The 20,904-nt window shown below is 72.8% G+C and carries 15 protein-coding genes; 8 read left to right on the top strand and 7 right to left on the bottom strand.

The window, feature by feature from the left end; all coding sequences use genetic code 11:
• Positions 1-171: 171 nt before the first annotated feature.
• Positions 172-1,107, bottom strand: a complete 936-nt coding sequence (locus tag QC029_RS25925) for a tRNA (adenine-N1)-methyltransferase (RefSeq protein ID WP_279558228.1) — start codon at positions 1,105-1,107, stop codon at positions 172-174.
• Between the two features lie 75 nt (positions 1,108-1,182).
• On the bottom strand, positions 1,183-2,412 hold the full coding sequence (locus QC029_RS25920) for a site-2 protease family protein (RefSeq protein ID WP_279558227.1): 1,230 nt from the start codon (positions 2,410-2,412) through the stop codon (positions 1,183-1,185).
• A 135-nt stretch (positions 2,413-2,547) separates the two neighbouring features.
• Here QC029_RS25920 and QC029_RS25915 point away from each other — a divergent pair, with 135 nt between their 5' ends.
• Positions 2,548-3,561 carry a RecB family exonuclease gene (locus QC029_RS25915; protein WP_279558226.1) on the top strand — a complete coding sequence of 338 codons (1,014 nt, stop codon included), beginning with the start codon at positions 2,548-2,550 and terminating at the stop codon, positions 3,559-3,561.
• 45 nt (positions 3,562-3,606) lie between these two features.
• Positions 3,607-4,278, top strand: a complete 672-nt coding sequence (locus QC029_RS25910; protein ID WP_279558225.1) for a response regulator transcription factor — start codon at positions 3,607-3,609, stop codon at positions 4,276-4,278.
• Positions 4,279-4,354: 76 nt separating this feature from the next.
• On the opposite strand, the gene QC029_RS25905 is transcribed toward QC029_RS25910, so the two are convergent.
• The 4 genes from QC029_RS25905 to metH all read right to left on the bottom strand — a co-directional run bounded on the left by QC029_RS25905 (position 4,355) and on the right by metH (position 12,481).
• Entirely contained in the window at positions 4,355-5,947 is a 1,593-nt protein-coding gene (locus tag QC029_RS25905; protein WP_279558224.1) for an ABC transporter substrate-binding protein, read from the bottom strand.
• A 91-nt stretch (positions 5,948-6,038) separates the two neighbouring features.
• Positions 6,039-7,637 (bottom strand): ABC transporter substrate-binding protein, encoded by a 1,599-nt coding sequence (locus QC029_RS25900; protein ID WP_279558223.1) that lies wholly within the window; start codon positions 7,635-7,637, stop codon positions 6,039-6,041.
• A gap of 388 nt (positions 7,638-8,025) precedes the next feature.
• Entirely contained in the window at positions 8,026-8,826 is an 801-nt protein-coding gene (locus QC029_RS25895; protein ID WP_279558222.1) for an HAD family phosphatase, read from the bottom strand.
• 100 nt (positions 8,827-8,926) lie between these two features.
• Positions 8,927-12,481, bottom strand: coding sequence for a methionine synthase (metH, locus tag QC029_RS25890; RefSeq protein ID WP_279558221.1), 3,555 nt, complete (start codon positions 12,479-12,481; stop codon positions 8,927-8,929).
• 230 nt (positions 12,482-12,711) lie between these two features.
• Between metH and QC029_RS25885 the strand changes: the two genes are divergently transcribed.
• The 5 genes from QC029_RS25885 to QC029_RS25865 all read left to right on the top strand — a co-directional run bounded on the left by QC029_RS25885 (position 12,712) and on the right by QC029_RS25865 (position 18,583).
• Positions 12,712-13,476 carry an IclR family transcriptional regulator gene (locus tag QC029_RS25885; protein WP_279558220.1) on the top strand — a complete coding sequence of 255 codons (765 nt, stop codon included), beginning with the start codon at positions 12,712-12,714 and terminating at the stop codon, positions 13,474-13,476.
• Between the two features lie 386 nt (positions 13,477-13,862).
• Complete coding sequence (locus QC029_RS25880; protein ID WP_279558219.1) at positions 13,863-14,651, top strand: MIP/aquaporin family protein; 789 nt, start codon at positions 13,863-13,865, stop codon at positions 14,649-14,651.
• A gap of 112 nt (positions 14,652-14,763) precedes the next feature.
• Positions 14,764-16,281 carry a glycerol kinase GlpK gene (glpK, locus tag QC029_RS25875; protein WP_279558218.1) on the top strand — a complete coding sequence of 506 codons (1,518 nt, stop codon included), beginning with the start codon at positions 14,764-14,766 and terminating at the stop codon, positions 16,279-16,281.
• Positions 16,282-16,286: 5 nt separating this feature from the next.
• Positions 16,287-17,906, top strand: a complete 1,620-nt coding sequence (locus tag QC029_RS25870; protein ID WP_279558217.1) for a glycerol-3-phosphate dehydrogenase/oxidase — start codon at positions 16,287-16,289, stop codon at positions 17,904-17,906.
• A gap of 161 nt (positions 17,907-18,067) precedes the next feature.
• Entirely contained in the window at positions 18,068-18,583 is a 516-nt protein-coding gene (locus QC029_RS25865; protein WP_279558216.1) for a DinB family protein, read from the top strand.
• A gap of 14 nt (positions 18,584-18,597) precedes the next feature.
• Here QC029_RS25865 and QC029_RS25860 read toward each other — a convergent pair whose 3' ends face one another.
• On the bottom strand, positions 18,598-19,620 hold the full coding sequence (locus QC029_RS25860) for an aldo/keto reductase (protein WP_279558215.1): 1,023 nt from the start codon (positions 19,618-19,620) through the stop codon (positions 18,598-18,600).
• Between the two features lie 231 nt (positions 19,621-19,851).
• Between QC029_RS25860 and QC029_RS25855 the strand changes: the two genes are divergently transcribed.
• The gene (locus tag QC029_RS25855; RefSeq protein ID WP_279558214.1) at positions 19,852-20,883 is read left to right on the top strand and encodes a PAC2 family protein; all 1,032 of its coding nucleotides are present in this window, start codon (positions 19,852-19,854) and stop codon (positions 20,881-20,883) included.
• Positions 20,884-20,904: the final 21 nt, after the last annotated feature.

The raw sequence follows: 20,904 nt of genomic DNA, 5'->3' as shown, positions 1-20,904 counted from the left end.
GGCGGCCGGGGGTGGCCAGCATCGTGCCACACGTCACACCGGGGCGGAACGGCCGGGTGCGCCTCACCGCGGGACGCCGCTCCGGCCGGGCCCGTACACGCCCGCGCCGCCGGGTTCCGCGGGGAACTCGGCGGCGCGGGGATGCCGTTGCGGCGGGCGGCCCGGGGCCGGTCAGCCTCGGCCGGAACCACCGCCGGAGCCGCTGTCGGAGCCACTGCCCGAGCCGCTGCCCGGACCGCTGTAGTCCTCGCCGTAGGCGCCCTTGGCCGGGCGGCGGCGGCGCATCGGCGGCTCCACACCGTCGGCGAGGCGGCGGGCGGTGAGCAGGAAGCCGGTGTGGCCGATCATGCGGTGGTCGGGACGGACGGCCAGCCCCTCGACGTGCCAGGTGCGCACCATGGTCTCCCAGGCCGCCGGCTCGTTGAAGGTGCCGTGCTCGCGGATGGACTCCACGGTGCGGGCGAGCTGGGTGGTGGTGGCGACGTAGGCGCACAGGATGCCGCCGGGGACGAGGGCCTTGGAGACGGCCTCCAGGCACTCCCAGGGGGCGAGCATGTCCAGGATGACCCGGTCGACGTCGGTGTCCGACAGGTTGTCCTGGAGGTCGCCGACGGTCAGCTCCCAGGCCGGGTGCGGACCGCCGAAGTACCGCTCGACGTTCTGCCGGGCGATGTCGGCGAAGTCGGCGCGGCGCTCGTAGGAGTGCAGCATGCCCTGGTCGCCCACGGCCCGCAGCAGGAACGTGCTCAGCGAGCCGGAGCCGACGCCCGCCTCGACGACGCGCGCGCCGGGGAAGATGTCGGCCATCGCGAGGATCTGCCCCGCGTCCTTGGGGTAGACGACGGCCGCGCCGCGCGGCATGGACAGGACGTAGTCGGGGAGCAGGGGACGCAGCGCGAGGTAGGCGACGTTTCCCGTGGTACGGACGACCGTGCCCTCGGGAGCACCGATCAGCTCGTCGTGGGGGAAGGCTCCCTTGTGGGTGTGGAAGCTCTTCCCCGCCTCGAGCGTGAAGGTGTAGTGGCGTCCCTTGGGGTCGGTGAGCTGGACCTGGTCCCCGACCTGGAAGGGCCCGCGACGGCGGGCGGCACCGGTCGGTTCGGACATGGGGGCAAGGGTAGTCCAGGCTCGCCCCCGGCCGTAATCGAGGCCCCCGGGGGGACCGGGCGGCCCAGGGGTGGCTCAGGAGACGGGTTTGGCCATGGCTGCCACGAAGGCCCGCTCGACGTCCCCGGCCGACAGCACGCCGTAGATCTCGCCGTTCTCCTCGACCACCAGGTACTCCGTGGCCGGGGTGGCGCGCAGGTGCTCCAGCAGCTCCTCGCCGGCCAGCTCGGCCCACACCCGCATGCCCTCGGTGACGTCCTGGGCCAGGGTGCTCACCGCGACCCAGGGGCGGCGGTGCTCGGGCACCCCGGCGATGGCCGCCTCGCGGACGATGGCGACCGCCTCGCCCTGGCCGTCCACGACCACCAGGGCGCGGGCCCCGGCGTCGTTGGCGCGGCGCAGCCCCTCCGACAGGGGGGTGTCGGTGGAGACGGGGACGGCGCGGCGGGTCAGGGCGCGGGCGCTCAGCTCGGGCAGGCGCTCGCGCAGCCGGGCCATCCGCAGGCTGTTCCCGGCTCCGGTCCAGATGATCGCGGCGAGGATCGCGGCGAGCAGGGCGTCGGTGATGGAGTCCACACCGCCGAAGCCCTCCTCGGCGCCGTAGCCCCCGGCGTAGCTGAGCAGCGGCATCCCGATCAGGACGGCGACGGCGAGGGCGCGGCCGGTCCAGGCGGCGGCGACGGTGCCGGTCATGGGCCTGCCGCTGATCTTCCACACCACCGCGCGCAGCATCCGGCCGCCGTCCAGGGGCAGGCCCGGCAGCAGGTTGAACACCGCCACGATGAGGTTGGAGATCATCAGCCCGGCCAGCAGCACCGCCGGCACGGTGCCGGGCTCGACAGCGAACAGCCCCAGGTAGAACACGCCCGACAGCACCAGGGAGAGCAGCGGGCCGACGAAGGCCAGGACGAACTCCCGGCCCGGGGTCTCGCTCTCCTTCTCGATCTCCGACACCCCGCCGAAGAACTGGAGCTGGATGCGGCGCACCGGGAGCTTGAAGCGCAGGGCCGCGACGGTGTGGGCCAGCTCGTGGACCAGCACCGAGGCGTAGAAGGCGACCGCGAAGAACAGGGACACCAGGTAGCGGGTGCCGCCCAGCTCCGGGAGCACGCGCTCCAGCTGCCCGCCGAAGACCCAGGTGATCAGGGCGGCGACGATGAACCAGCTCGGCGCCACGTACACGGGCACGCCGAAGGGGCGGCCCATGAGAATGCCGCCACCGCTCTCCCGCGGACGCTTCGGCCTGCCGTTCGCCGATCCGCCGGAGCCGGGCCCCGGCCGCCCGCTGTTGTCCGTGTCCGCCACGGGTTCCCCTCGTAGAAGGTGCCCTCGCACCCGCTGGTGCCGCCCCCACGATCATGCGGCGCGAGGGGGGTGCGAAGGGGTACGCCACCGATGGTAAGCGGCGGCGTGTCGGTGGCGGGCCGTAGGGTCGTTCCCATGGTCTCCCATCCGGCAGCCGGCAAGGCGTCCTCACCCGCCTCGCCGCCCAACTCCCTGTCGCCCTCACGGGCCGCCGACTTCATGCAGTGCCCGCTGCTGTACCGCTTCCGGGTGATCGACAAACTGCCCGAGAAACCGACGCCCGCGGCCACGCGGGGCACGGTGGTGCACGCGGTGCTGGAGCGGCTCTTCGACTCCCCGGCGGCCGAGCGCAACGTACGGCGGGCGCGCTCGATGGTGGCGCGGGAGTGGGAGCGGCTGCTGGCGAAGCGGCCGGAGCTGGCGGAGCTGTTCACCGAGGACGGCCAGGCGGCCCCGGGCGAGGGCGCGGCCGACGGCGCCGAGCTGGCCCGGTGGCTGGCCCGGGCGGAGGAGCTGGTCGAGCGCTGGTTCTCGCTGGAGGATCCGACGAGGCTGGAGCCCGCCGAGCGCGAGCTGTTCGTGGAGGCGCGGCTGGACTCCGGGCTGCGGCTGCGCGGGATCATCGACCGGGTGGACGTGGCGCCCACCGGCGAGGTCCGCATCGTCGACTACAAGACCGGCAAGGCGCCCCGGCCGGAGTACGCCGCCGGCGCCCTGTTCCAGATGAAGTTCTACGCCCTGGTGCTGTGGCGGCTGCGCGGCACGATCCCGCGCCGGCTGCAGCTGGTCTACCTGGGCAGCGGCGACGTGCTCACCTACGACCCGGACGAGGGCGACCTGCGCGGCGTGGAGCGCAAGCTGCTGGCCCTGTGGGACGCGATCCGGCGCGCGACCGAGAGCGGCGACTGGCGGCCCCGGCCTGGCCCGCTGTGCGACTGGTGTGCCCACCGGGCGCTGTGCCCGGAGTTCGGGGGCACTCCCCCGCCCTATCCGCTGATGATCCAGCCGCGGCTGCCGCTGGAGCGGGCGGACGGCGCAGCGGGCGCCTCCGGTGACGATTCCGGTGACGATTCCGGTGACGGCTCCGGCAGCGGCTCCGGTGACGGTTCCGGCAGCGGCCTCCCGGAGGGAGGGGGCTCGGCCCCTTAGGCAAGAATGGGCCTCCCGAGTTTCCGGCCCCGAATAGGAGTTTCCGTGGCAATCCGCGTCCTGCTGGTCGACGACCAGCCGCTGCTGCGCACCGGCTTCCGGATGATCCTGGAGGCCGAGGGGGACATCGCCGTGGTGGGCGAGGCCGGAGACGGCCTCCAGGCGCTGGACCAGGTGCGGGCGCTCCAGCCGGACGTGGTGCTGATGGACATCCGGATGCCGCGGATGGACGGCGTGGAGGCCACCCGCCAGATCACCGGCCCGGCCAAGGACGGCCCCGCCAAGGTGCTGGTGCTCACCACGTTCGACCTGGACGAGTACGTGGTGGAGGCGCTGCGCGCGGGCGCCTCCGGCTTCCTGCTCAAGGACGCCCCGGCCGCCGAGCTGGTCCAGGCGATCCGGGTGGTGGCGGCCGGCGAGGCGATGCTCGCCCCCAGCGTCACCCGCCGCCTGCTGGACAAGTACGCCGGGAAGCTGCCCTCGGGCGAGGAGCGGGTGCCCGACGCCCTGGGCACGCTCACCGAGCGCGAGGTCGAGGTGCTCAAGCTGGTGGCGCGCGGCCTGTCGAACGCCGAGATCGCCGCGGACCTCTTCGTCAGCGAGACGACGGTGAAGACCCACGTCGGCCATGTGCTGACCAAGCTGGGCCTGCGCGACCGGGTGCAGGCGGCGGTGTACGCGTACGAGAGCGGGCTGGTCCGGCCCGGCGACCGGTAGCGGGAGGGCGGCCCGGCCCGCCGCGGGAAGGCTGCGGGCCGGGAACGGGCCGGGAGCGGGCCGGGAAGCGGGCGCGTCAGCCCCCGGCGCCCTTGCTGATCTCCCAGAAGCGGAAGACGGTGGAGGCGTCCAGCGTCCACTCCAGCCCGGCGACGTCCTCGCGCGCCACGGCGTACTGCTTGCCCTGCCACACCGGCAGGACGGGCAGGTCCCGGGCGACGATGTCCTGGATCGCGTCGAAGTCCGCGACGGTGGCGGCGCGGTCGCCGACCGCCGCGGTGCGCGGCAGCAGCTCGGAGGTGATCCGGCCGGCGTCGTAGCCGTTGCCCAGCACGTTGTCCTCGCCGAAGAAGGGCGCGGTGAAGTTGTCGGCGTCGGGGTAGTCGGGCACCCAGCCCTTGACGTACACGCCGTACTCGCCCGCCTCGATGCCCTTCTCGTACTCCTCCAGCTCCACGCTCTCGACCGTGGCGTCGAACAGGCCGCTGGCGTTGAGCTGCTGGGCGATCTCCTCGAACTCCTGGACGGTGGCGGGCCCGTAGCGCACCGGGGTGGCCCACAGGGTCAGCTTCACCTTCCCGGTGATGCCCTCGGCGCGCAGGGCGGCCCGGGCCTTCTTCGGCTGCGGGCGGTCGCCGTAGAGGTCGAAGAAGGCCGTGTTGTGGCCGGTGATGCCGGCGGGCACGATCGAGTACAGCGGCTCGGCGGTGCGCCGGTAGACGTCGCGGATGAGCGTGGAGCGGTCCAGCAGGTGCGCGATGGCCTTGCGCACGCCCGGCTTGCCGGTGACCGGGTGCTTCATGTTGAAGACCAGGTGGTGCACCTCGGCGCTGGTGCCCTCGACGACCTCCATCCCGTCCTCGGCGCCCGCCGCCGCGTCCAGGTCGGCGATGTCGTCCATGGCCAGTCCGCGGTAGGCCAGGTCCACCTCGCCGTCCTGGAGGGCCTTCTTCAGCGCCGCCTGGTCGCCGTGGAAGAACCTCATCGTCATCCCGGAGTTCTTCACCTCGGCGGGCCCGATGTAGCCGGGGTTGACGGAGAAGACGGCCTCCTCGGCGCCGTAGGAGTCGAGCCGGTAGACGCCCGAGCCGACGGCCTGCCCGTCGGTGCGCAGCTCGTCGGCCGGGTACGCGCGGTGGTCGACGATCGACCCGGCGCCGGAGGCGATCTTCTGCGGGAAGGTGGCGTCGGGCCGGCCGAGGCGGAAGACGACCGTCTTGGCGTCCGGGGTCTCGATCTCCTCGATCGTCGACAGCATCACGGCCGGGCCGTCGGGGTCGTCGATGCGCAGGGTGCGCTCGAAGGAGAACTTCACGTCCTTCGAGGTGAGCGGGTTGCCGTTGGTGAACGTCAGCCCGTCCTTGAGGACGCAGCGGAAGACCTGGCTCCTGCTGTCGGTGAACGCGCAGCTCCGCGCGGCCTCCGGCTGGGGGTCCGTCCCGTCCTTGGGGAAGCTGAGCAGCGACTGGAAGACGTTGTTGAAGACCAGCCAGGATCCCGGGTCGTAGCCGGAGGCGGGATCGACGGCCAGGACCTCGTCGGTCATCCCCATCACGATCCGCCCGCCCTCGCCGGCGCTCGTCCCCTCCTCGTCACCGCAGCCGGTGAGCAGCGCGGCGACCAGGGTCGTACCGATCGGAAGCGCCCACAGCCGGGCCCTTTTCCTCACGTTTCCATCCTCATCCGTGGTGTGTGCCGTTCCTTGCGCCCCCCGTTCCCGCGGTTCCGCGCCGCCCCGTGCGGGGCGGCGCGGGTCCCGCTCAGCCCTGCACGCTTCTTCCCAGCTCCCACAGCTGGAGCACCGAGGAGGAGTTGAGCGCCCACTCCACTCCCGTGACGCCGTCGCGGGCCGCGACGTACTGCTTGCCCTGCCACAGCGGCAGCACCGGCACCTCCTTGGCGACGATGTCCTGGACGCGGACGAAGTCCTCGACCGCGGTGTCGCGCTGCTCCTTGACCCGGGTCCGCGGGATGAGCTGCTCGCGGATCTCGTTGTTCTCGTACGGGGAGCCCAGGAAGTTGTCCTCGGCGAAGAAGGGCGCGACGAAGTTGTCCGGGTCCGGGAAGTCCGGGAACCAGCCCATGCCGTAGACCGCGTACTGCTGCTTGGCCGAGGCGGGCCGGTAGGTCTTCCACGGCACGCCCTTGACCGTCGCCCTGAACAGCCCGGAGCCGTTGAGCTGCTTGGCCAGCACCTCGAACTCCTCGGCCGTGGCCGGGCCGTAGTGGTCGGTGGTGTAGGTGAGTTCGAGACTGACCGGGGTCTCGACGCCGGCGCGCTCCAGGACGGCGCGGGCGGCCTTGACGTCCGGCTCGCCGTAGACGTTGAAGAAGGAGTTGTGGTGGCCGGTCAGCCCGCTGGGGACGATGGAGTACAGGGGCTCGGCGGTCCGCGCGTACACGTCGCGCACCAGCTCGCCGCGGTCCACGGTCTGGGCGATGGCCTGGCGCACGGCCTTGCGGCCGGCGACCGGGTCGTCGGTGGCGAAGACGAGGTAGCGGATCTCCTGGCCGGACATCTCGACGACGTCGATGCCGTCGCCCTTGTCGCTCCCCAGCCGGTCGATCTGCTCGGGCGACAGGCTCCGGTTCATCACGTCGATGTCACCGTCGCGCAGGGCCTTCTCCATGGCCTGGGAGTCGTCGAAGAACCGCAGCTCGACGCGGCCGTTCCGCAGCTCCAGGTCGCCCTTGTAGGCGTCGTTGCGGGCCAGGACCGCCCTGCCGCCCCCGGCGTCGAAGGACTCCAGGACGTAGGGGCCGGAGCCGACGAGCCCGTAGCCCTCGTGGACCTTGTCGGCCGGGTAGACCTCGCTGTCCACGATCGCCGCCGCGGGGGTGGCGAGCTTGTAGGGGAAGGTGGCGTCGGGCTTCCTGAGGTGGAAGACCACCTCGTTCCCGGACGGCGCCTCGACCCGGTCGAGGTTGCTCAGCAGCGACGCGGGGCCGCCAGGGTCGTTGATGTCGAGCATGCGGTTGACGGAGAACACGACGTCCTCGGCGGTCAGGTCGTGACCGTTGGAGAACGTGAGCCCCTCCCGGAGGGTGCAGCGGTACTGCGCGCTGCGCTGGTCGGTGAAGCCGCACTCCTCGGCGGCCTCCGCCTCCGGCTGGGTGCCCGCGCGGGGCAGGCGCAGAAGGGTCTGGAAGGTGTTGCGGAAAACGTTCCACGTGCTGACGTCGTAGACCGCCGCGGGATCGAGCGGAGCGGGTGCCTCCGCGGTGGCTTCGATACGGTCGGTGGTACCGACAACGATCGTTCCACCGTTTTTGCCCCCCGCACTGTCGTTGCCGCATGCAACGAGCAGGGGTGCCAGCAGGCCCGCGATGGCGGGCAGCACCAGCGTCTTACGGTTCATCGGTGACGGTCTCCTCGTACGGCCGGGGTTGTCGCCGAATTCTCCGGCCGGGGAACAGACATTAGTAGCCGCGGAGTCCGTCACCTCTCCGGGCCGCCGACGTGGAGTTATCACGCTCCGATAACGCTGTCATACGATCCGATAACCGGACGCCGGAGCGATCGGCGCGAGCAGGCACCAACCGGGACACATGGGCGCGCGAAAACAAGGCCAAGCCCTCCCGGAACCACCCCGGCCCCCTCCCGCCGAACCGGGACCGCGTGACGAAAGTCACCCCTTCAACTGCCAGATGAAAAGCGGGAATTCAGCCACCGGATTCGTCACGGATAATGAGCACGCCACTGCTCACGGTTTTCCGCGTATTCGTCACGCAGCGACCGGCGCACGCTCAGTGCGCGGCGGCGACCAGAGAGCGCAGAAAAGGCAGATCCACTTCTTCCAGGGACGGGACGACCGTCCGCCGCGCCGCGGGCTCGATCCGCGTCACCGAGGGCACCGCCACCACGTGGCAGCCCGCCGCCTCCGCCGACGCCACACCGGTCGCGGTGTCCTCCACCACCACGCAGCGCCCCGGGTCCGCCCCCAGCCGGGAGGCGGCCAGCAGATACGGGTCCGGGTGCGGCTTGGTCCGCTCCACCTCGTCACCCGCCAGGGTGAGCGCGAAGTGCTCCGGCCCCAGGGAGACCAGCATCCGGTCGATCACCCGCCGGTGCGACGCCGACACCAGGGCCGCGGGCACGTCGTGCGCCGCCAGCTCCGTCAGCAGCCGCCGGGCCCCGGGCATCAGACGGACCCCCCGCTCGATCCGCTCGATGAACCTGGAGTTGAGCAGCACCGTCAGGTCCGCCAGGGAGATGTCCGCCCCGGTGGCCTGAATCAGGTACATGGCACTCCGCGACATCGGCCCGCCGACCACCACCTCACGGTGCTCGTCGGCCAGCGCGTGCCCCAGCTCGGCGAACACCTCGACCTCCGTCTCCCACCAGAAGCCCTCGGTGTCCACCAGGGTGCCGTCCATGTCCAGCAGGACCGCCTCGGGACCGGACGAGACGACCGCGGAGGCGACGTCCGCCGCCGAGGCTCTCCTGCCCCTCCTCCCGCCGAACACGGGAGCGGACGCGGACGCGGGAACCGCGGCACCCCCGCCGAAGACGGGGGGAACGTCGGCGCGGGAAAGGGGACGGGTCATCCGTGTGCCTCCTACGAGGGACGCGAAGGCCGGTCGCCCGCACCTGGCGGAACGGGCGACCGGCCTGTACCGGACAGATCAGTCTACGACGGCCGGTGAACTATCGCGCGTTGAAGTACTTGGCCTCGGGATGGTGGAGGACGATGGCGTCGGTGGACTGCTCGGGGTGGAGCTGGAACTCCTCGCTCAGCTTCACCCCGATCCGCTCGGGCCGGAGCAGCTCGGCGATCTTGGCCCGGTCCTCCAGGTCCGGGCAGGCCCCGTACCCCAGCGAGAAGCGCGCCCCGCGGTACTTCAGGGCGAACATGTCCTCGATGTCGGCCGGGTCCTGCCCGGCGAAGCCGAGTTCGGCGCGCACCCGGGCGTGCCAGTACTCGGCCAGCGCCTCCGCCAGCTGCACCGACAGGCCGTGCAGCTCCAGGTAGTCCCGGTAGGAGTCGGCGGCGAAGAGGTCGGCGGTCGCCTCCCCGATGCGGGAGCCGACGGTGACGACCTGCAGACCGACCACGTCCGTCTCGCCGCTGTCGGCGGGCCGGAAGAAGTCCGCCAGGCACAGCCGGCGCCCGCGGCGCTGGCGCGGGAAGGTGAACCGGCACCGCTCGCCGCCGGCCTCGTCCAGCACCACCAGGTCCTCGCCCTCGGAGTGGCAGGGGAAGTAGCCGTAGACCACGGCCGCCTCCAGCAGGTTCTCGGTGTGCAGCCGCTCCAGCCAGCCCCGCAGGCGGGGGCGCCCCTCCCGCTCCACCAGCTCCTCGTAGGAGGGCCCCTCACCGGTGCGCGCCGCCTTCAGCCCCCACTGCCCCTTGAACAGCGCGCCCTCGTCCAGCCAGCTCGCGTACTCCTTCAGGGGAATGCCCTTGACCACCCTGGTGCCCCAGAACGGCGGAGTGGGGACGGGGTTGTCGACCGCCACGTCCGAGCGCACCGGACCGGTCTCGGCCCGCTCCTCCACCTGGACGGCCGCCGCCTTGACCCGCCGCTGCCGCAGCTCGGGCAGCTTGGCGCCGGGCACCCCGCGCTTGACCGCGATCAGGGCGTCCATCAGCCGCAGCCCCTCGAAGGCGTCCCGGGCGTAGCGGACCTCGCCGGCGTAGATCTCGTGCAGGTCCTGCTCCACGTAGGCCCGCGTCAGCGCCGCCCCGCCCAGGATGACCGGGTACTTGGCGGCCAGCTCGCGGGCGTTGAGCTCCTGGAGGTTCTCCTTCATGATCACCGTGGACTTCACCAGCAGCCCGGACATGCCGATCACGTCCGCCCCGTGCTCCTCGGCCGCCTCCACGATCGCCGAGAGCGGCTGCTTGATGCCGAGGTTGACCACCGTGTAGCCGTTGTTGGACAGGATGATGTCCACCAAGTTCTTGCCGATGTCGTGCACATCCCCGCGCACGGTGGCCAGCACGATCGTGCCCTTGCCCTCGGCCCCCTCGGCCTTCTCCATGTGCGGCTCCAGATAGGCCACCGCCGCCTTCATCACCTCGGCCGAGGTCAGCACGAACGGCAGCTGCATCCGCCCGGAGCCGAACAGCTCGCCGACGACCTTCATGCCCTCCAGCAGCACCTCGTTGACGATCTCCAGCGCCGGCCGCTCGGCCAGCGCCGCGTCCAGGTCCGCCTCCAGGCCGTTGCGCTCCCCGTCGATGATCCGCCGCTTCAGCCGCTCCTCCAGCGGCAGAGCGGCCAGCTCCTCGGCCTTGGACGCCCTCATCGACGTGGCGTCCACCCCCTCGAACAGCTCCAGGAACCGCTGGAGGGGGTCGTAACCCTCCCGCCGCCGGTCGTAGATCAGGTCCAGGGCGACCTCGACCTGCTCCGGCTCGATCCTCGCGATGGGCAGGATCTTGGAGGCGTGCACGATCGCCGAGTCCAGCCCCGCCCTGACGCACTCGTCCAGGAACACGGAGTTGAGCACCATCCGCGCGGCCGGGTTCAGACCGAAGGAGATGTTCGACAGCCCCAGCGTGGTCTGCACCCGCGGATGCCGCCGCTTCAGCTCGCGGATCGCCTCGATGGTGGCCACGCCGTCACCCCGGGACTCCTCCGTACCGGTGCAGATGGTGAACGTCAGGCAGTCGATCAGGATGTCCGACTCGGCGATGCCCCAGTTGCCGGTCAGGTCCGCGATCAGCCGCTCGGCGACGGCGACCTTGTGCTCCGCGGTGCGCGCCTGGCCCTGCTCGTCGATGGTCAGCGCGATCAGCGCCGCGCCGTGCTCCCTGGCCAGCGCGGTGATCTTCGCGAAACGGGAGTCGGGTCCGTCGCCGTCCTCGTAGTTCACCGAGTTGATCACCGCCCGGCCGCCCAGCCTCTCCAGGCCCGCCGAGATCACCGCCGGCTCGGTGGAGTCCAGCACGATCGGCAGCGTGGAGGCGGTGGCCAGCCGCCCGGCCAGCTCCGCCATGTCCGCCACCCCGTCGCGGCCCACGTAGTCCACGCACACGTCCAGCATGTGCGCGCCCTCGCGGATCTGCTCCCGCGCGATCTCCACGCAGTCGTCCCACCGGCCCTCGAGCATCGCGGTGCGGAACTTCTTCGACCCGTTGGCGTTCGTCCGCTCCCCGATCGCCAGGTACGCGGTGTCCTGCCGGAACGGCACCGCCTGGTACAGCGACGCGGCCCCCGGCTCCGGGGCCGCCTCACGCCGCGCCGGGGCCACCCCTCTCACCCGCTCCACCACCTGCCGCAGGTGCTCCGGCGTGGTGCCGCAGCACCCGCCCACCAGCGACAGCCCGTAGTCGGCCACGAACGTCTCCTGCGCGTCGGCCAGCTCCTCCGGCGTGAGCGGATAGTGCGCACCGTCCGCTCCCAGCACCGGCAGACCCGCGTTCGGCATGCAGGAGATCGGCACCCGCGCGTGGCGGGCCAGGTACCGCAGGTGCTCGCTCATCTCGGCCGGGCCCGTGGCGCAGTTCAGACCGATCATGTCGATGCCCAGCGGCTCCAGCGCCGTCAGGGCGGCCCCGATCTCACTGCCCAGCAGCATCGTGCCGGTGGTCTCCACCGTCACCGAGCAGATCACCGGCAGGTCCACGCCCAGCGCCCGGAGCGCCCGGCGCGCGCCCAGCACCGCCGCCTTGGTCTGCAGCAGGTCCTGGGTGGTCTCCACCAGCAGGGCGTCCGCCCCGCCCGCCACCAGCCCCTCGGCGTTGCGCTGGTAGGCGTCCCGCAGCACGCCGTAGGCCACGTGCCCCAGCGTCGGCAGCTTGGTGCCCGGCCCCATCGACCCCAGGACCCACCGCGGCCGCCCGTCCGTCGCGGTGAAGGAGTCCGCCGCCTCGCGCGCGATCCGCGCCCCGGCCTCGGACAGCTCCCCGACCCGGTCGGCGATGTCGTACTCCGCCAGCGCGGCGAAGTTCGCGCCGAAGGTGTTGGTCTCCACGCAGTCCACCCCGACCGCGAAGTACGCCTCGTGCACCGAGCGCACGATGTCGGGGCGGGTGACGTTGAGGACCTCGTTGCAGCCCTCCAGCTGCTGGAAGTCCTCCAGCGACGGGTCCTGCGCCTGGAGCATCGTGCCCATGGCGCCGTCGGCCACCACCACCCGCGAGGCCAGCGCCTCGCGCAGCGCGTCGGCGCGGGGGTTCCGCGACGCGCCGGCGGAAGGGGGTCCGGCGGTCGGCGTCGGGTCGGAGTCATGCGGGGTCGGCAAAGCGGCCATGGAAGGGCTCCCAGGGGTGCGACGGCTGTCGGCTATGCGTCTTCCATCGGGAAGCGCACCCGGCCAGGGTATCTGTCGGCATCGCGGAGGCCACAGGTGTCCCGAGGCGTGGACGTCGGGCACCGGACGGCTACCGCGGCATTGGCATGATCCGATAGCGTTCGACATTGTCGAATGCCGTCTTCCGGACCACCGGAGAGAGAACCCCGAACAGAGGAGAGAGGTGCGCGATGGCCCGGACCATCCAGTCGCTGGAGCGGGCGGCGGCAGTGCTGCGGCTGCTCGCCGGGGGTGAGCGGCGCCTCGGGCTGTCCGACATCTCCTCCGCCCTGGACCTGGCCAAGGGCACCGCCCACGGCCTGCTGCGCACCCTCCAGCAGGAGGGCTTCGTCGAGCAGGACCCCGCCTCGGGCAAGTACCAGCTGGGCGCCGAGTTGCTGCGGCTGGGCAACAGCTACCTGGACGTCCACGAGCTGCGGGCCCGCGCCCTGGTGTGGACCGACGACCTGGCCCGCTCCAGCGGCGAGAGCGTCTACCTCGGCGTGCTCCACCAGCAGGGCGTCCTGATCGTGCACCACGTCTTCCGCCCCGACGACAGCCGGCAGGTGCTGGAGGTGGGGGCGATGCAGCCGCTGCACAGCACGGCGCTGGGCAAGGTGCTGGCCGCGTACGACCCGGTGGCCCGCAGCGAGGCGGCGGACGCCGAGCGCGAGGCGCTGACGGCGCGCACGATCACCGAGCCGGAGGCCTTCGAGGAGGTCCTGGAGCTGACCCGGGCCCGCGGCTGGGCCGCCGACGTCGAGGAGACGTGGGAGGGCGTCGCCTCCATCGCCGCCCCCATCCACGACCGCCGCCGGATGCCGGTGGGCGCCGTGGCCGTCACCGGCGCGGTGGAGCGGGTGTGCGCGGACGGGTCGATACAGCCGCGGCTGGTCGCGGCCGTACGGGACTGCGCGAGGGCCGTGTCGCGCGATCTGGGCGCGGGACGCTTCTAGCCGCGCTCCGCGACCGGCCCCGGGCGCTCCCGGGCGCCCCCGTCCCCGCGGAGGGCCTCCCCCTCGATGCTCGTCCGCCGACGGGCCTTCACTCGCTTGCTTGGCACACTGTTTTCCGCTGCGGCCGATTCGGGGGAGGCGCCCCGGGGCAGAGTCCGGGGGCGCCTGCGCACACGCTCCGCCCGTCCCCGGACGCTTTCGCACGGTTTCGGCCGCCCGGTCCGTGTTCGCCGTCACGATCCGCCGTCCGCACCCTTGACGGGATGTTCGACTGGCATAAAACTGCCGTTCGGCGGTCGACAATGTCGAACACCGAACGGGACTCGGTCCGCCTTCCCCCACCTGTTCCATCTGGCTCCCTCCGGACAAGAACAAAGGAGTCGCGGGTGTCCAGCTCCGACATATTCCTGGGCGAGACCATCGGTACCGCCGTCCTGATCCTGCTCGGCGGCGGCGTGTGCGCCGCCGTCACCCTCAAGCGCTCCAAGGCGATGGGCGCCGGCTGGGTCGCCATCACCTTCGGATGGGGCTTCGCGGTCCTGACCGCCGCCTACATCGCCCTGGGCCTCTCCGGAGCCCACCTCAACCCGGCCGTCACCGTGGGCATCGCCGTGCAGAGCGGGGAGTGGGACAAGGTGCCCCTCTACTTCGCCGGCCAGATGCTCGGCGCCGTGATCGGCGCCGTCCTGGTGTGGGTCTCCTACTACGGCCAGTTCCTGGCGCACCTGACCGACCGCGAGGTCGTCGGCGGCCCCGGAGCCCAGACGACCGCCTCCGCCGAACGGCAGCGGTCCGACGCCCCCGGCCCGGTGCTCGGCGTCTTCTCCACCGCCCCCGAGATCCGCAACCCCGTGCAGAACCTGGCCACCGAGACCATCGCCACCGTCGTCCTGGTCCTGGCGATCCTCACCCAGGGCCTCACCAAGGGGCTGGCCCTGTCCGGCACCGGTGTGCTCATCACCGCCCTCGTCGTCGTCGGACTCGGCCTCTCCCTGGGCGGTCCGACCGGGTACGCGATCAACCCGGCCCGCGACCTCGGGCCGCGCATCGTGCACGCCCTGCTGCCGCTGCCCAACAAGGGCGGGTCGGACTGGGGCTACGCCTGGGTGCCGGTGGTCGGCCCCCTGCTCGGCGGCGCCCTCGCGGGCGTCATCTACCGGCTCGCGTTCGCCTGACCCCTCCCCCTCCTCCCCCGGCGCCCCCGCCTCCTCCCCCGGCCTCTCCCCGACGCCCTCCCCGGTCCCTCCCCGACGCCATCCTCCGCGCACCCCCTTGGAGCACCCCGACATGAGCGAGACCCGCCGCGAGTTCATCGCCGCCATCGACCAGGGCACCACCTCCAGCCGCTGCATCGTCTTCGACCGCGACGGCCGCATCGTCTCGGTGGGCCAGAAGGAGCACGAGCAGATCTTCCCCGAGCCCGGCTGGGTGGAGCACGACGCCGCCGAGATCTGGGCCAACGTCCAGGAGGTGGTCGTCGAGGCCCTGGACAGGGCGGGCATCACCCGCGAGGACGTGCGGGCCCTGGGCATCACCAACCAGCGCGAGACGACGCTGCTGTGGGACAGAGCCACCGGTGAGCCGGTGCACAACGCCATCGTCTGGCAGGACACCCGCACCGACGCCCTCTGCCGGGAGCTGGGCCGCAACGTCGGCCAGGACCGCTTCCGCCGCGAGACCGGCCTGCCCCTCGCCTCGTACTTCGCCGGCCCGAAGATCCGCTGGCTGCTGGACAACGTCGAGGGGCTGCGCGAGCGCGCCGAGGCCGGGGAGATCCTCTTCGGCACCATGGACTCCTGGGTCGTCTGGAACCTCACCGGCGGCCCCGACGGCGGCGTGCACGTGACCGACGTCACCAACGCCTCCCGCACCCTGCTGATGAACCTGCGCACCCTGGACTGGGACCCGCGCATCTGCGAGTCGCTGGGCGTGCCCATGGCGGTGCTGCCCGAGATCCGCTCCTCCGCCGAGGTCTACGGCGAGGCCCGCGGGGCGCTCGCGGGCGTGCCGGTGGCCTCCGCGCTCGGCGACCAGCAGGCCGCGCTGTTCGGCCAGACCTGCTTCTCGCCGGGCGAGGCCAAGTCGACGTACGGCACCGGCACGTTCCTGCTGCTCAACACCGGTTCCGAGGCCGTCAACTCCTACAACGGACTGCTGACCACCGTCGGCTACCGCATCGGCGACCAGGACCCGGTGTACGCGCTCGAGGGATCGATCGCGGTCACCGGCTCGTTGGTACAGTGGATGCGCGACCAGATGGGCCTGATCAACAGCGCCGCCGAGATCGAGACGCTGGCCAGCTCGGTCGAGGACAACGGCGGCGCCTACTTCGTCCCCGCCTTCTCCGGGCTGTTCGCCCCCTACTGGCGCTCCGACGCCCGGGGCGTCATCGCGGGCCTGACCCGCTACGTCACCAAGGCGCACATCGCCCGGGCCGTGCTGGAGGCGACCGCCTGGCAGACCCGCGAGATCGTCGACGCGATGGAGAAGGACTCCCGCGTCGAGCTGACCGCCCTGAAGGTGGACGGCGGCATGACCAGCAACAACCTGCTGATGCAGTGCATCTCCGACGTCCTGGACGCCCCGGTCGTCCGGCCGATGGTCGCCGAGACCACCTGCCTGGGCGCCGCCTACGCCGCCGGTCTGGCCGTCGGCTTCTGGCCGGACACCGACGCCCTGCGCGCCAACTGGCGACGGGCCGCGGAGTGGACGCCCCGGATGGAGGCGGACGTACGCGAACGCGAGTACAAGAACTGGCTCAAGGCCGTGGAGCGGACCATGGGCTGGCTCGAAGAGGAGAACTGATCCACATGAACACCCTCCGAAGCGTCCCCACCCTCGGGGCGCGCCCGGCCGCCGGTCCCGACCCGGACCGTGCCGAGACACGGGAGGTGCTGGAGGGCGCCGTCTTCGACCTGCTGGTCGTCGGCGGCGGCATCCTGGGCACCTCGGTCGCCTGGCACGCGGCGCAGTCGGGGCTGCGGGTGGCGATGGTGGACGCCGGCGACTTCGCCGGCGCCACCTCCTCCGCCTCCTCCAAGCTGGTCCACGGCGGGCTGCGCTACCTGCAGACCGGCGCGGTCAGGCTGGTCGCCGAGAACCACCACGAGCGGCGGGTGCTGGCCAAGGACGTGGCCCCGCACCTGGTCAACCCGCTCACCTTCTACCTGCCGGTCTACCGGGGCGGCCCGCACGGCGCCGCCAAGCTCGGCGCGGGCGTGTTCGCCTACTCCGCCCTGTCCGCCTTCGGCGACGGGGTGGGCCGGCTGATCTCCCCGGCGAAGGCCGCCGCCGACAACCCGGCGCTGCGCACCGAGGGCCTCAAGGCGGTCGCGGTCTACGGCGACCACCAGATGAACGACTCCCGGGTCGCGGTGATGACCGTCCGCGCCGCGGTGCAGTCCGGCGCCGTCGTCCTCAACCACGCCGAGGTCACCGGTCTGCGCTTCACCCGGGGCCGGGTCACCGGCGCGGAGCTGAAGGACCGGCTGGACGGCACCGAGTTCGCGGTGGACGCCCGGCTGGTGCTCAACGCCACCGGCCCGTGGGTGGACCACCTGCGGCGGATGGAGTACGCGGGCGCCGAGCCCAGCGTCCGGCTGTCCAAGGGCGCGCACGTGGTGCTGAGGCGGACGGCGCCGTGGCGGGCGGCGATGGCCACGCCCGTCGACAAGTACCGCATCACCTTCGCCCTTCCCTGGGAGGACCACCTGCTGCTGGGCACCACCGACGAGGCGTACGAGGGCGACCCGGCCGCCGTCCGCGCCACCGACGCCGACGTCCGGCAGATCCTGGACGAGGCCGCGCTCTCGGTGCGCGACGAGCAACTCTCCCCGGACCTGGTGACGTACGCCTTCGCGGGCCTGCGGGTGCTGCCCGGCGGTCCGGGCGGCGTGGAGTCGGCCAGGCGGGAGACGGTCGTCACCGAGGGCCGCGGCGGGATGCTCTCGGTCGCGGGCGGCAAGTGGACCACCTACCGGCACATCGGCCGCACCGTGCTGCGGAAGCTGGCCCGGCTGCCGGGCACCGCGCGGACGGGCTTCGCGGAGGACGCCGTACCGGTCTCCGAGCTGGTGCGGCGGGTGCCGCTGCCGGGGGTGGCCAACCCGGACGCGGTCGCCCACCGGCTGCTGGTGGACCGCGAGCCGGGCACCCGGCTCGACCCGCTGACCGCCCGGCACCTGGCGACCCACTACGGGGCGCTGGCGTTCGACATCGCCCGCCTGGTGCACGAGGACCCGGCGCTGGGCGAGCGCGTCCACCCGGACGCGCCGGAGATCTGGGCGCAGGTCCTCTACGCCCGGGACCACGAGTGGGCCGCGACGGTGGACGACGTGCTGCGCCGCCGCACCACGCTGACCGTCCGCGGCCTGGACACCGAGGAGGTCCGCGCGAAGGTCGCGAAGGTGCTGGCCGAGCGCCGGAGCTGACCCTCACACGCCCCGGGGCGCGCCCCGGGCCCGTACGGCGGTGGGACCTCCCCGCCCGCCGTACGGGCCCGCGCCCACCGGCGCCCGTTAAGCACAGCTACACCTTCGGGTGAAGAAGTAATCGCTGGTGCTGAACGGTCGTGGCGCGGGATGCTCGAGGCATGATCACACCCGACACCAAGAACTGGACCTGGGTGCTGGAGCGCCCCTGCCCCGAGTGCGGCTTCGACTCCCGGCGGGTCCGGGGCGCGGACACGCCCGCCCTGCTGCGGGAGAACGCCGCCGCCTGGCGGCCGGTACTGGAGCGCGCCGACGTGCGCGAGCGCCCCGCGCCGGACGTCTGGTCCCCGCTGGAGTACGCCTGCCACGTGCGCGACGTGTTCCGGGTCTTCGACGGGCGGCTGCGGCTGATGCTCACCGAGGACGCCCCCTCCTTCCCCGACTGGGACCAGGACGCCACCGCCGTCGCCGAGCGCTACGGCGAGCAGGACCCGCACCGGGTGGCCGGTGAGCTGGAGGAGGCGGGCGAGGCCCTGGCCGCGCGGTTCGCCGCCGTGTCCGGTGGGCAGTGGGAGCGCACCGGCGTCCGCAGCGACGGCTCCCGCTTCACGGTGGAGTCCCTCGCCCGCTACCTGCTCCACGACCCCGTCCACCACCTCCACGACGTGAACCGGTAGCGGCGTCCGGCCGCTCACCCCGGCAGCGGCAGGTCCTCCCCCAGCAGGCCGTGCCCGACCAGCGCGCGCCACATCGCGTCCGGGACCTCGTGGGCGAACATCCGCGCGTTGTCCCGCACCTCGGCCTCGGTGGAGCACCCGACGACCACCGAGGCCACCGCCGGGTGGCCGAACGGGAAGCGCAGCGCGGCCGCGCGCAGCGGCACCCCGAACCCCTCGCACACCGCCTGGATCCGCCGGGCCCGCTCCACCAGCTCCGGCGGCGCCTCGCGGTAGTCGAAGTGGGCGCCGGTGCGGGGGTCGGCGAGCAGTCCGGAGTTGTAGACGCCGCCGACGACGACGGAGGTGCCGCGCCGCTCGCACACCGGCAGCAGGTCGGAGGCGGCGCGGTGGTCCAGCAGCGTCCAGCGGCCCGCGCACAGCACCACGTCGACGTCGAGGTCGGCGACGAACCGGGCGAGGTGGTCGCTGTGGTTCATGCCGAAGCCGACCGCCCGCACCAGCCCCTCCGCGCGCAGCTCGGCCAGCGCCGGGAAGCCGGTCTCGTACACCTCGCGGACGTGGTTCTCCACGTCGTGCAGGAGCACGATCTCCACCCGGTCGGTGCCCAGCCGCTCCAGGGACGCCTCCACCGTGGCCCGGATGCCGTCCCGGCTCAGGTCCCACTCGCGCACCCGCGGCGGGGTGTCGACGAAGCCCTCGCCGTCGGGCGGCGCCTCGCCCTCGCCGAGTGGGCGCAGCCGCCGCCCGGCCTTGGTGGAGATCACGTACGAGGCGCGGTCCCGTCCGGCCAGGGCGCGTCCCAGGCGCTCCTCGGACAGGCCGACGCCGTAGTGCGGCGCGGTGTCCAGGTAGCTCCAGCCCTCCTCCAGCGCCGCCCCGACGACCGCGCGGGCCCGCTCCTCGCCGACGGGCCGGCGGAAGTTGCCGAGGGGCGCGCAGCCCAGGCCGAGGGGCGGCAGCCGCACCCCGGTCCGGCCCAGCTCCCGCGTCCGCCCGGTCCCCCACGGCCCCTGCGATCCGGCCCGGTCCGTCATGTCGCCCCTCTCCTCCGCCTCCGGTGACGCCTACCGTATACACCGGTTCAGTCCCGGTGATCCTCCCCCGGCGGCCGCGGCCGTATCCGGACGCGTCCCCGCCTCGCGGTCCGCGAAAGGAATGCGAGGGCTGCGGCGGGGGCACGGTCACGCCGTAGGCTGGGCCCGCACGGTAATGGAACGTCAGCCGGTACGGAGCGAGTGCTCCGGTCGGCCGGAAGGAGGCACTGGGTGATCGAGCTCGAGGGGGTTCCCGAGCTGGTCGACCCGGTCATGGTGGCCGCGTTCGAAGGCTGGAACGACGCCGGTGACGCCGCCTCCGCCGCGGTCGCCCATCTGGAGCGGGAGTGGAAGGGCGAGGTGTTCGCGGCGCTCGACGCCGAGGACTACTACGACTTCCAGGTCAACCGCCCCCAGGTGTGGCTGGAGGGCGGCGTGCGCAGGATCACCTGGCCGACGACCCGTCTGTCGGTGGTGCGGATCGCCGACGCCGACGGGCGGGGCCGCGCCCGCGACCTGGTGCTGGTGCGCGGCATCGAGCCGAGCATGCGCTGGAGGTCCTTCTGCAACGAGATCCTGGGCTTCGCCCACGAGCTGGGCGTGGAGATGGTCGTCGTGCTCGGCGCGCTGCTCGGCGACACCCCGCACACCCGTCCGGTCCCGGTCACGGGGGTCACCTCCGACCCCGACCTGGCCCGCACGCTGGACCTGGAGGAGTCCCGCTACGAGGGCCCCACGGGCATCGTCGGCATCCTCCAGGAGGCGTGCACGCACGCGGGCGTGCCGGCCGTGAGCCTGTGGGCCGCGGTCCCGCACTACGTGTCGCAGCCGCCCAACCCCAAGGCGACCCTCGCGCTGCTCAACCGGCTGGAGGACCTGCTGGACGTGCGGATCCCGCCGGGCGAGCTGCCGGAGGACGCCCGGGCCTGGCAGCTGGGCGTGGACCAGCTCGCCGCCGAGGACAACGAGGTGGCCGAGTACGTCCAGTCGCTGGAGGAGGCCCGGGACACCGCGGAGCTGCCGGAGGCGTCGGGCGAGGCGATCGCCAAGGAGTTCGAGCGCTATCTGCGGCGGCGCGACGGCCAGCCCGGCGGCCACGCCGGGGGCGGTACGGCCGCCGAGGGCGGTTCGTACCTGCGGGACGTCTCCGGGGGCCGTACGCGTCCGCCGAGGGCGCCGGAGGAGGAGCCGGACGAGGGCGCGCGGGGCCGGGGGGACGAGGACGGCCCGAAGGACGCCGAGGACCCCGGCAAGGACGACTGAGCGCACGGCACACGACGGGGG

Origin of the sequence: Streptomyces sp. DH37 (genome assembly GCF_029813835.1) — a bacterium.
GTDB lineage: Bacteria > Actinomycetota > Actinomycetes > Streptomycetales > Streptomycetaceae > Streptomyces.
This window is presented reverse-complemented; position numbering and strand designations above follow the sequence as displayed.

What these genes read in the sequence shown, in the direction of transcription:
- QC029_RS25900 (WP_279558223.1), bottom strand. Translation starts at nt 7,637, where the DNA reads ATGAACCGTAAGACGCTGGTGCTGCCCGCCATCGCGGGCCTGCTGGCA.
- QC029_RS25925 (WP_279558228.1), bottom strand. Translation starts at nt 1,107, where the DNA reads ATGTCCGAACCGACCGGTGCCGCCCGCCGTCGCGGGCCCTTCCAGGTC.
- metH (WP_279558221.1), bottom strand. Translation starts at nt 12,481, where the DNA reads ATGGCCGCTTTGCCGACCCCGCATGACTCCGACCCGACGCCGACCGCC.
- QC029_RS25895 (WP_279558222.1), bottom strand. Translation starts at nt 8,826, where the DNA reads ATGACCCGTCCCCTTTCCCGCGCCGACGTTCCCCCCGTCTTCGGCGGG.
- QC029_RS25870 (WP_279558217.1), top strand. Translation starts at nt 16,287, where the DNA reads ATGAACACCCTCCGAAGCGTCCCCACCCTCGGGGCGCGCCCGGCCGCC.
- QC029_RS25860 (WP_279558215.1), bottom strand. Translation starts at nt 19,620, where the DNA reads ATGACGGACCGGGCCGGATCGCAGGGGCCGTGGGGGACCGGGCGGACG.
- glpK (WP_279558218.1), top strand. Translation starts at nt 14,764, where the DNA reads ATGAGCGAGACCCGCCGCGAGTTCATCGCCGCCATCGACCAGGGCACC.
- QC029_RS25915 (WP_279558226.1), top strand. Translation starts at nt 2,548, where the DNA reads ATGGTCTCCCATCCGGCAGCCGGCAAGGCGTCCTCACCCGCCTCGCCG.
- QC029_RS25865 (WP_279558216.1), top strand. Translation starts at nt 18,068, where the DNA reads ATGATCACACCCGACACCAAGAACTGGACCTGGGTGCTGGAGCGCCCC.
- QC029_RS25885 (WP_279558220.1), top strand. Translation starts at nt 12,712, where the DNA reads ATGGCCCGGACCATCCAGTCGCTGGAGCGGGCGGCGGCAGTGCTGCGG.